This is a genomic window from Acutalibacter sp. (genome assembly GCF_056800975.1).
In genome coordinates this window covers 1-10,414 of sequence record NZ_JBQISV010000075.1, presented here as the reverse complement: position 1 = coordinate 10,414, position 10,414 = coordinate 1, and the positions used below count along the sequence as shown (strand labels likewise).

At 59.0% G+C, this 10,414-nt stretch carries 8 protein-coding genes and 1 tRNA gene; 7 read left to right on the top strand and 2 right to left on the bottom strand.

Features of this window, described 5'->3' with window-relative positions:
• The first annotated feature begins 692 nt into the window (after positions 1-692).
• The 3 genes from ACTO5E_RS08410 to ACTO5E_RS08400 are packed head-to-tail and all read left to right on the top strand — an operon-like array spanning position 693 to position 1,895.
• Positions 693-1,118, top strand: a complete 426-nt coding sequence (locus ACTO5E_RS08410; protein WP_482302967.1) for a hypothetical protein — start codon at positions 693-695, stop codon at positions 1,116-1,118.
• A 14-nt stretch (positions 1,119-1,132) separates the two neighbouring features.
• Positions 1,133-1,543, top strand: coding sequence for a hypothetical protein (locus tag ACTO5E_RS08405; RefSeq protein ID WP_482302966.1), 411 nt, complete (start codon positions 1,133-1,135; stop codon positions 1,541-1,543).
• 16 nt (positions 1,544-1,559) lie between these two features.
• Positions 1,560-1,895 (top strand): hypothetical protein, encoded by a 336-nt coding sequence (locus ACTO5E_RS08400; protein WP_482302965.1) that lies wholly within the window; start codon positions 1,560-1,562, stop codon positions 1,893-1,895.
• 193 nt (positions 1,896-2,088) lie between these two features.
• Here ACTO5E_RS08400 and ACTO5E_RS08395 read toward each other — a convergent pair.
• Together ACTO5E_RS08395 and hemW are read right to left on the bottom strand one after the other, a co-directional pair.
• Positions 2,089-2,165 (bottom strand) — tRNA-Val (locus ACTO5E_RS08395).
• Positions 2,166-2,222: 57 nt separating this feature from the next.
• The gene (gene hemW / locus ACTO5E_RS08390; protein ID WP_482302964.1) at positions 2,223-3,329 is read right to left on the bottom strand and encodes a radical SAM family heme chaperone HemW; all 1,107 of its coding nucleotides are present in this window, start codon (positions 3,327-3,329) and stop codon (positions 2,223-2,225) included.
• Between the two features lie 812 nt (positions 3,330-4,141).
• On the opposite strand from hemW, the gene lepA reads away from it, so the two are divergent.
• From lepA to ACTO5E_RS08370, 4 genes are all read left to right on the top strand, one after another.
• Positions 4,142-5,944: a translation elongation factor 4 gene (lepA, locus tag ACTO5E_RS08385; protein ID WP_482302963.1), complete on the top strand. Its 1,803-nt coding sequence runs from the start codon at positions 4,142-4,144 to the stop codon at positions 5,942-5,944.
• Between the two features lie 573 nt (positions 5,945-6,517).
• On the top strand, positions 6,518-7,918 hold the full coding sequence (locus tag ACTO5E_RS08380; protein WP_482302962.1) for a glycine--tRNA ligase: 1,401 nt from the start codon (positions 6,518-6,520) through the stop codon (positions 7,916-7,918).
• A 94-nt stretch (positions 7,919-8,012) separates the two neighbouring features.
• Positions 8,013-8,744: a hypothetical protein gene (locus ACTO5E_RS08375; RefSeq protein WP_482302961.1), complete on the top strand. Its 732-nt coding sequence runs from the start codon at positions 8,013-8,015 to the stop codon at positions 8,742-8,744.
• A gap of 36 nt (positions 8,745-8,780) precedes the next feature.
• Positions 8,781-10,103, top strand: coding sequence for a hypothetical protein (locus ACTO5E_RS08370; RefSeq protein ID WP_482302960.1), 1,323 nt, complete (start codon positions 8,781-8,783; stop codon positions 10,101-10,103).
• Positions 10,104-10,414 lie beyond the last annotated feature (311 nt).

The following is a 10,414-nucleotide window of genomic DNA, read 5'->3' as shown; positions in this document are numbered from 1 at the left end:
CCGCGTATATCGCAGGGGTAAAACGAGGGTTAGGATTGACGATGTATGATGCTCCGAATGCGGTAGGGGAATTGAAATAGCCAAGGAAACATCCGACGGCGGAGAAAGTGGAAGCCATAGAGGATGGTTTGAAACATTTTGAAGTTATCTAGAGCTGTGAGCGTATCATTAGAAATAGTGGTACGCTTATTTTTTCGCCCATTTGCATCTTTGAACATTCTGCATAATTAAAGTAAAAAGGACGGTGGTATTTATGAGAGAAAAGTCATTTGTATGTGAATGGTGAAGAAAGTAAGCTCCTGTTACACAGCCTTGTAGGATTAAAAAATCAACTCATATAGCGTGGCAGATATACAGACTGTGTTGACTAACTTATTTTTAAGGTTGTCTATGCACCTATAAAAAAATTAAGTGTAGAACTGGCAGGAGGAAAGTGATGTGCGATAAGGAATTTAAAGAACTGGTGAAGATAACTAGATTGATTTGTTGAAGCCACCAAAATGATGATTTTCCCGAATACCGAGTAATCGCTTCGGGACAGCTACTTACAAATAATCTGTTCACCTTGCCGGATGCGCCGGCATGTTCGGCCCCGAGCCGATTTTGAGAATCACAGCGGCGGGAGAAGTGTACCCTCGCCGTTCTTATTTTTAGCCGGTCGGTTTCGACCACTTTGAGAAAGGAAGGATATCATGCCTGAATATACCGCCAATGCTCCCCAGACCGTGGCCGCTGGACAGAATGTCTTGCTGACGGAGACGCCTGTTGCCTGCAGCCGGGGATATGTCTGCCACCGTGACGGCAGCGGCATTATCACCCTGCGGGGGGTTACCAACCAGTGCCGAGCCCGCTACCGGGTCAGCGCAGACGGAAACATTGCCGTGGCCCCTGGGGGGACTGCGGGGTCTGTGTCGGTCTCTCTGGCCATTACCGGGGAGCCGCTGAACAGCGCCACAGCGATTGTCACCCCTGCTGCCGTGGGCGATCTTTTCAACGTCCACGCCGAGGCGATTATTGACGTCCCCAGAGGGTGCTGCCTGACCGTTGCCCTGGAAAACACCAGCACCCAGGCAATCACTGCCCAGAATGTCAACATTATTGTTGACCGCGTGGCTTGAAAGGAGAGGTTTGAATGGAAAAACTGCATGACCTGAAGGAAAAGCTCTGTGAGGAGTTGGAGCACTATGCCCGCAAGCAGGACATGGGCGCCGGGGACCTGGAAGTCATTCACAAGCTCACCGACACGATCAAGAACATCGATAAAATCTGTATGCTGGAAGGAGAGGACGGCTACAGCCAGTCCAGCGGGTATGACGGCGGCAGCAGCTATGCCAACCGGGGCAGGCATTACGTCCGGGGCCATTACAGCCGGGATGGCGGCAATATGGGCGGCTACAGCGTCCGCCGGGACGGGAGAGGCCGCTACAGCCGGGATGATGGCCGCAGCCAGATGATGGAGCACCTGGAAATGGCTCTGGACGCTGCCAATGAGCAGGACAGGGAAGACATCAAGCGCTTTATGCGCAAGCTGGAAAACGCCTGACAAAGGGGGGACCTGAATGGCCCTGCCAAATCTCAAAGAGATAGAGTGGGCAATCTCCGAGCTGGAAAATGAGGAGAGCTCCAAAAGCGGTTACTTGCTGCTCTCCGCTCTCTATCATCTCCGGGACCGGATGAGCGGCAGCGGGGAGTCTTCTCAGGCCTCTGGCTATGCCCGGTCAGCCGGGCCCCTGGCAGAGCCCGCCGGCCTGTATGGAGAAAGTGATTTTCTCCGCGCAGTTGCCACAAAAGACAGCGCTGCTGCCTGGGCTGTGATGGACGAGCTGATGGAGACCCTGCAGGTAGTAAAACCCCGGGCCTATGCCAGTGTTATGCGGAAACTGCATAATCTATAAATAACACCCCCGCCAGCCTTAAGGGCCAGCGGGGGTGTTGACTATATAGTAAGCTACCTGACTACCGTTCCACGGTGGAATACCTCAGAATGATTGAGGTGCAGCAATTTCAGTGATTTTTGCGTTACTAACAAAGTTGGAGGAACGGGAAAAAGAGAAAGTCAAGAGTTCTTAGAAACTCCTGACTTTTAGATGGTGGGGATAACAGGACTCGAACCTGTGACCTCCTACGTGTGAAGCAGGCGCTCTAACCAGCTGAGCTATACCCCCGAAGCTTGTTTATTATAGCATGGCTGGATGGAGAAGTCAAGGCTTTTTTTGAAAAAATTACAAAATCTGCACCAGCACTGCGTTGGATACCAGGAAGCCTTCTGGGGTCAGGGAGAGTCGGCCGGGCTCTTGGCGCAGCAGATGGGGCGGGCAGCGTTGGGCGCGGGCCTCTGTTTGCCGGAACAGCTCTGTGCCCTGGCCGGGGAAGCGGGCCTGAGCTTCTGTCAGGCTGAGCCCCTGGGTAAGCCGCAGATTCAGCATGGCGAACTCCTCCCAGCTGCCTCCGGGGCCGTCATCCTCCGGGGGGGAGCCAGCCAGAAAGCCATCCAGGTCGCGGGGCCAGTGGAACCGCCGCCCGCCCCAGAAGGAGTGGGCCGAGGGGCCCAGTCCCAGATATTCGTGACACTGCCAGTAGAGAAGGTTGTGGCGGCTCTCATAGCCTGGGCGGGCGAAGCTGCTGATCTCGTACTGAAGATAGCCCAGTTGGGCCAGCTGGTCCACACAAAAGAGATATTGGCCGGCGGTCTCGTCCTCCTGGGGCAGGTCCAGAGCCATGCGGGCAAAGGGGGTGCCGGGCTCCACCTTCAGCAGGTAGGCGGAGAGATGCTCTGGTTCCAGTGCGGCGGCAAAGGCAAGGGATGCCCCCAGGCTCTCGTGGGTGCTGCCGGGCAGGGCGAGCATCAGGTCGAGAGAGAGATTGTCGAAGCCAGCGGCCCGGGCAGCACGGACGGCCTCCGCAGCCTGGGCGGCGGAGTGCTTACGGCCCAGCAGCCGCAGCTGAGCCGGGTCGGTAGATTGCAGGCCCATGGAGAGGCGGTTGAAGCCCCCGGCCCGGAGCTGGGCGAAAAAGCTTCTGTCCAGGCCGGTGGGGTTGACCTCACAGGTGATTTCCGGGTGGGGGGCCAGGGGGAAGCGGCGGCTGACGGCTTCCAGTACACGGCAGAGCCAGGGGGCGCCCATCAGGCTGGGGGTGCCTCCACCAAAGTAGATGGAGGTGAGAGGGGTGGGGCAGGTGGGGGCGTAGTGGTCCAGGAGCAGGGTGAGGCGGTGGGCGTAACGGGCCCCGACGTTGGGGGCAGGGGGGAGGGAGTAGAAGTCGCAATAGGGGCATTTGCCTGCGCAGAAGGGGACGTGGATGTAGAGGCCCCGAGGGGGAGATGGCATGGCGGATTCATCCTTTGATTGGTGGATTGAAAAGCTGGGAGGGTCAGTTGACAAGGCAGGAGCAATCGGTTACAATATAAAGAAAGGAAAAACGCGGGCGAACCAGTCAGAGCGAAGCGCAGGCCGGGGAGCGCGATAAGAGGAGTCCAGAGGAGCTTGCTCCTCTGGCGGGTTCTTAGGGCGGAGCCCTAAGCCGCCGGAGGCGGCCTTGAACTTAGGCGGCGCAGAAAGCAATGGCGCGAGGTAGTGCTTTGCCTCCAAATCTCAGTTTGAGATGGGGCAGAGCTGCGCCGCCGTCGACTTGCCGCAGGCAAGTCGGACTTAGCGAGGTCGACCGTAGGGAGACCAGCGGATGGCTAAAGAGCTGCAAATTCAGAGGAAGCAGTCTGCCGGTACTCCTGTCGAGAGAGGCAGAGCCCCAAAAGCAAGTAACGCTATTTTTCTCTCGGTGGACTGTACGCAGCAAGCGGATTGAGAGAAGCCGGGCCAGCGAGCGCAGACGCGCAGAACTTGCGCGGGTGCGGAAGGTTTGCGAAGCAAAGCTTCCGAGCGTCCTGGTTCGCGGGGGGTAAATGCAGAGGGAGAGGCTTTTGGGTTCGCCCCTGTAGACAAGGACGAAACAACCCGCGGCGTGTTTTTTCTTCCAACAGTCAGTCAAGTAGTATATTAGCATATTATATCACGCATGCTGGAAAAGTCAACCTCTCCGGCATGCAGGCTGTGCGTATGGCTCCACCGTCTGTAAAAAGACAATGAGGCTTTGCGCGTCATCATTTTATACGCGCACGCCCGGCGTTCAAGGAGAATGATATATGGACAGAAGTAAAATCCGTAATTTCAGCATTATCGCCCACATCGACCACGGCAAAAGCACCTTGGCCGACCGTATTCTGGAACAGACCAAGGCTGTCCCCCTGCGGGAAATGGAGAACCAGCTGCTGGATAACATGGACCTGGAACGGGAGCGGGGCATTACCATCAAGGCTCATGCGGTGACCCTGGTGTACACCGCGAAAAACGGGGAGGACTATGTCTTCAACTTGATCGATACCCCCGGCCATGTGGACTTCAATTATGAGGTCTCCCGTTCTTTGGCGGCGTGCGAGGGGGCTGTGCTGGTGGTGGACGCCTCTCAGGGCATTGAGGCCCAGACTCTGGCAAACACCTATCTGGCAGTGGACGCGGGACTGGAAATTGTGCCGGTAGTGAACAAGATCGACCTGATCAGCGCGGACCCGGACCGGGCCTGCCATGAGATTGAGGACGTGATCGGCATTCCCGCTATGGACGCACCCCGGGTGTCAGCCAAGAACGGGCTGAACATTGGGGACGTGATGGAGCGCATTGTCAGCGATGTGCCCGCCCCACAGGGAGACGAGACCGCTCCCCTGCGGGCCCTGATCTTCGACTCTTACTACGACTCCTATCGGGGGGTCATCGTCTATGTGCGGGTGATGGACGGGGCCCTCCGCTCTGGGGACACCATTCGCATGATGGCTACCGGCGGGGAGTTTCAGGTGGTGGAATGCGGCTTTTTGCGGGCCACCTCTCTGGAGCCCGCCGAGGCCCTTTACGCCGGAGAGGTGGGCTATATTGCCGCCAGCATCAAGGACGTGCGCCAGGCCCGGGTGGGGGACACTGTCACCCTGGCCCAGCGGCCCGCAGAGGAGGCACTGCCCGGCTACCGGGCGGTGCAGCCCATGGTGTTCTGCGGCATTTACCCTGCCGACGGGGCCCATTACACTGACCTGCGGGACGCTTTGGAGAAGCTGCAGCTTAACGACGCCTCCCTCACCTTTGAGCCGGAGACCTCGGTGGCGCTGGGCTTTGGCTTTCGCTGCGGCTTTTTGGGGCTGCTGCATATGGAGATTATCCAGGAGCGTCTGGAACGGGAGTATAACCTGGACCTGATTACCACCGCGCCCAGCGTGGTATATAAAATCACCAAGACCAACGGTGAGGAGCTGTCTATTGACAACCCCACCAATTACCCGGACCCCTCTGTCATCCAGAGCGCGCAGGAGCCCATTTCGGCGGCTCACATCTACGCGCCCTCAGAGTATGTGGGCAGTATTATGGAGCTGTGTCAGGAGCGTCGGGGCGCCTTTATCGACATGAAATATATTGACACCGACCGGGTGGACATCCACTATGAGCTGCCCCTGAATGAAATTATCTACGACTTTTTTGACGCGCTGAAGTCCCGCACCCGGGGCTATGCCTCTTTTGACTACGAGCTTTTGGGCTATCGGGACTCGCAGCTGGTGAAGCTGGACATTCTGCTCAACGGGGAGACAGTGGACGCGCTGTCGTTCATCCTTCACGCGGAGAAGGCCTACCCCCGGGCCAGGAAGATGACGGAGAAGTTGAAGGAGAAGATTCCCCGGCAGCTGTTTGAGGTGCCTATTCAGGCCTGCGTGGGGGGGAAGATTATTGCCCGGGAGACGGTGAAGGCCCTGCGCAAGGACGTGCTGGCCAAGTGCTATGGGGGAGATATCACGCGGAAGAAGAAGCTGCTGGAGAAGCAGAAGGAGGGGAAGAAGCGGATGCGTCAGTTGGGGACGGTGGAGGTGCCCCAGGAGGCGTTTATGGCGGTGCTGAAGCTGGACGAGTAAAGGCGAGCCAAAAGAAGAGCAAATTACGCGGTCCAGGGGCGTTAGGCCCCTGGCGGATTCTTAAGGCAGAGCCTTAAGCCGCCGGAGGCGACCTTGACCTTAAAAAGGCGGCGCAGACAACAAAGAAGCGAGGCAGTACCTCGCTCCTAAATCTCAGTACAGAACGGGGCAGAGCTGCGCCGCCGCAGTTAGCGAGGTCGACCGTAGGGAGACCAGCGGCCTGTTAGCAGCCGGTAAATTTAGGGGAAGGGGCTTGCCGGTACTCCTGTCGAGAAAGGCTGAAACAAAAAAGGAAATAAAAACTATTTTTCTCTCAGTACGCCGCCAGGTGAACCAGCAGAAGCCCAGCGAGCGCAGACGCGGGGTCCTTGCGCGGGTGCGGGTTCTTTTGCGGAGCAAAAGGACCTACGGCTTGCGGAGCAAGCCGGCGAGCGTCCGGTTTCCCCCTCCCGTTCGGAAAACAGCAAGCCCAACCCGGGTGTCACGTTTTTCTTGCAAAGTCCCGGAGTTTTTGGTAAAATAGAGAAATGGAAGACAGACAGCATTGCTTGATAAAGAGAAAGGACGATCACCATGCAGCACAGCGAAAAGACCATGGACATGATAACCGGCCTGTGCAAGACCCGGGGCTTTATCTTCCCTGGCAGCGAGATATACGGCGGCCTTGCCAACACCTGGGACTACGGCCCCCTGGGCGCAAGGCTGAAGAACAATGTGAAGGACGCCTGGCGCAAGCGCTTTATCCAGGAGCGGCGCAACAGCTTTGAGGTGGACGCGGATATCCTGATGCACCCCCGGGTGTGGGAGGCCAGCGGCCATGTGCAGAGCTTTTCGGACCCTCTTCTGGACTGTAAGGAGTGCAAAATGCGCCACCGGGCCGACAACCTGATTGACGATTTTGACCCCGAGGCCCATGCCGACGGCATGACCAAGGAGGAGATGTTCCAGTATATCAAGGACCACAGCATCCCCTGCCCCCACTGCGGCAAGCACAATTTTACCGACATCCGGGAGTTTAACCTGATGTTCCAGACCTTCCGGGGAGTCACCAATGACAATAAGTCGGTTATCTACCTGCGCCCGGAAAACGCTCAGGGGGAGTATGTGAACTTTTTGAACGTGCAGCGCACCATGCGGGCCAAGCTCCCCTTCTCCATCGGCCAGATCGGCAAGGCCTTCCGCAACGAGATCACCCCCGGCAACTTCACCTTCCGCACCATTGAGTTTGAGCAGATGGAGTTCCAGACCTTCTGCAAGGAGGGCAGCGACGAGGAGCTGTACGCCTACTTCAAGGAGTATGGCAGAACATTCTTTGAGGACCTGGGCCTGCCGGCGGATAAGCTCCGGTTCCACGACCACGAGAAGCTGGCCCACTATGCCAAAGCTGCCTGCGACATTGAGTACCTGTTCCCCTTCGGCTGGGGGGAGATTAACGGCACCCACAACCGCACAGACTTTGATTTGACCCGCCACCAGGAGTACAGCGGCCAGAAGCTGGACTATCTGGACCCGGAGACCGGCGAGAAGTTCATCCCCTATATTATAGAAAGCACCTACGGCCTGGACCGCACCGTGCTGGCCCTGCTGTGCGAGGCCTATGATGTGGAGATGCTGGACGAGGCGAAAAACGACAGCCGGGTGGTGCTGCGCCTCAGCCCCGCCCTGGCTCCCTACAAGGCGGCGGTGCTGCCCCTGTCCAAAAAGCTCTCTCCCAAGGCTCTGGAGGTGTACGACCAGATTAGCGGCCACATGATGACCGACTTTGACGAGACTGGCTCCATTGGCAAGCGCTACCGCCGGGAGGACGAGATCGGCACCCCCTTCTGCGTGACCGTGGACTTTCAGACCGTGGGGGACGAGAAGACCCCTGCCGACAACTGTGTCACTGTGCGCGAGCGGGACAGCATGGCCCAGGAGCGGGTGCCCATTGAGGGCCTGGAGCGCTATTTGAAAGAACGGGTGGGGGAGTTCTGAAAAAGCCTCCAAACCAGTAACCATTCTGCCTCTGTCTGCGTTTTCGCTTAGTAGAGCCGAGCAAACTCATATGTCATAGAAAGGCGTGAGAGATATGTTGAAACGATGGAAGCTTCCCGTGCTGCTGGCCCTGCTGCTCACCCTTGCCGCCTGCGGCGGGGGAGGGCAGGAACTGTCCTCAGCCGACAGCCATGCCTCTTCCGAGGCAAGCGCACCGGCCGGTGGGGAGGACGTTTCCGCCGGAACGGAGGAAGCCGCCGAAGGCGAACCCGTCCCCGACGGGGAGGGTCTGTTGACCGAAGAGGAAATCGCCCTGTATGAAAGCCTCTATTTTGCGGAAGATAAGAAAACAGCAGAGGCCCTGGGGCTGACAGAAGAAAAGCTGAACCAAAAAGTTATGGGTATGGTGCTTTTGGACGACAAACGGAAAATCGCCGGCGTGGAATGCTGGGTAACGCTGCTCTTCTCCGAAACGGAGCCCAAGGGGCTGTACGGTGTGCGGATTCAAGCGGGTATCCCGGACACGGAGCAGGCGAGAGAAACCGTGATGGAGATGTATGAGCAGGCAGTGGCGCTGTATGGCGAGCCAAACACCTTTGAGGGCTATGTGGACAGCGCCCGCCTCTCCCAGCGGCCGGAGGGCTTTCAAAGCGCTTACGAGACTTGGAGCCTGGGGGAGAAAACGGATTTGACGCTGACCTACAGAAGCGCGGAGGGGTCGGAGGATTCGGACGACATTGACCTGATCGAGCTGACTTATCAGGTGCGCATCCTGCAGGACGGCCAGCCCATAGACCCGGCAGTCTCAGAGCCTGGGGAGGATTAACTCAGCCCATTATTCTGATTTGAACGGGAGGCCGATATGAAAAAATCGAAGAAAAGCTATCTGACATCCATTCTGGCCGTCTTTCTGGCGGCGGCGCTGCTTTTTGCCGTGGCTCTGCCCGCCGCTGCCGAGGAGGGGGACTCCGGCTATCAGGATGTGGGGCCCAGCGGAGACGGGGAGCCAGGGGACGTAGAGCCGGACCCGCCTCCGGTAGTGGAGGACCCCACCCCGCCGCCCTCCGAGGACCCTGTTACCCCGCCCCCGGAGGAGCCTACGCCGCCTCCTGTTGACGAGCCCACTCCGCCGCCGGAGGAGCCCACGCCCACCCCGGACTGGGGGGAGGAGCCGACCCCTGGTCCGGAGGACCCCACGCCGGACCCCGGGACAGAGGAGCCTACGCCAGAGCCCACTGAGGCGCCCCCTCAGGAGCCTACCCAGGCGCCGCCTCCTCCAGCCGGAGGCACTACAGGGGGAGGGAACAGCACCAGCTCCTCTGGTACGACCCACCGCACGCCCATTGGCTCGGGCTCGGACATTGCCCAGCCCTCTTTCTCCCCTCGGAGCACCGCGCCGCCCATCACCAGCTCCTCCTCTGCCTCTGAGGAGGACCCTGCCAACCGGGAGCCCCGATATATTACCTTTGCACGGGTCACCCAAAAGACCAACTCCATGTCCCGGGTGCTGTACTACAGCGGCGCGGGCAGTATTGGGGTGGGGGTGCTGGGACTGCTGATTCTGCTGGTGTTCATTATCCGCAACCGGCGGATCGACGCCCGGAACGAGCGGATTTTTGAGGAGATTGCCCAGGCGGAGACCCGTCAGCCTGCCCCCCTGCGGGGCCGGGAGCCGGAGGACGGATATACCGGCAGCGGTTATTTGCCTGTAGAGCAGGGCCATGGCGGCGAGGATGCGCTGTATCAGTCCGGCAGCTACGACCAGCCCCATGCCCAGAGCTACGACCAGTCCTATCCCCAGGACTATGCCCAGGGCTACGACGCGCCCCCTCCGGCTGTCCACCGGCCTGAGCCGGAGGCTCTGACTGTGCCGGTGAACGGCAGCGTCTATACCGAGGAATTTGACATTCCCCGGCCCGCGCCCCCCTATCAGGCCCCGCTTCCCCAGGAAGACCGGGCTCCGGCCCGTCCCAGCGGCGCCCCGGCGTTGACCTCTATGTACACCGAGGAGTTTTTGCTGCCAGAGGACATGGCCCAGCCTGGTATTCCTGCTCCCGCAGCGCCCCCAAGACCCGCGCCTCCGCCTCGCCGGCAGCCTCCCGCCCCCCAGCCCCCTGCCAGAGACAGCAGCTATGACACCACAGAGCTGCTGCGGGAGATTCTGCACGGAGACGAGGACAGATAGCGGCCATTAGGCAAGATGTTCTAACAAAAAACGAGCCCCCAGGGATAAAACCCAGGGAGCTCGTTTTTTGTCGGATGGGCCGGGCAGCTGTTACAGAGAGAAGACGGGGCGTTGGAATTGTGGGTGAGCTCTGCTGGTAGTGCCTGTATCGAACTGGGAGAAAGAGAGCGTTGGTGCCAGCAGCCAGTGTCAAACAGCGACGGGAGGCCTTGCGGTCAGTGCCCGTCAGCACTGGCAAGCCAGTGCGCCTCGCGAATTGGGTCCAGCGTCACGCTGGGGATGGAGGGCGTTGTTGTCAGCGGGCAGTATCA

What these genes read in the sequence shown, in the direction of transcription:
- ACTO5E_RS08410 (WP_482302967.1), top strand. Translation starts at nt 693, where the DNA reads ATGCCTGAATATACCGCCAATGCTCCCCAGACCGTGGCCGCTGGACAG.
- ACTO5E_RS08405 (WP_482302966.1), top strand. Translation starts at nt 1,133, where the DNA reads ATGGAAAAACTGCATGACCTGAAGGAAAAGCTCTGTGAGGAGTTGGAG.
- ACTO5E_RS08400 (WP_482302965.1), top strand. Translation starts at nt 1,560, where the DNA reads ATGGCCCTGCCAAATCTCAAAGAGATAGAGTGGGCAATCTCCGAGCTG.
- hemW (WP_482302964.1), bottom strand. Translation starts at nt 3,329, where the DNA reads ATGCCATCTCCCCCTCGGGGCCTCTACATCCACGTCCCCTTCTGCGCA.
- lepA (WP_482302963.1), top strand. Translation starts at nt 4,142, where the DNA reads ATGGACAGAAGTAAAATCCGTAATTTCAGCATTATCGCCCACATCGAC.
- ACTO5E_RS08380 (WP_482302962.1), top strand. Translation starts at nt 6,518, where the DNA reads ATGCAGCACAGCGAAAAGACCATGGACATGATAACCGGCCTGTGCAAG.
- ACTO5E_RS08375 (WP_482302961.1), top strand. Translation starts at nt 8,013, where the DNA reads ATGTTGAAACGATGGAAGCTTCCCGTGCTGCTGGCCCTGCTGCTCACC.
- ACTO5E_RS08370 (WP_482302960.1), top strand. Translation starts at nt 8,781, where the DNA reads ATGAAAAAATCGAAGAAAAGCTATCTGACATCCATTCTGGCCGTCTTT.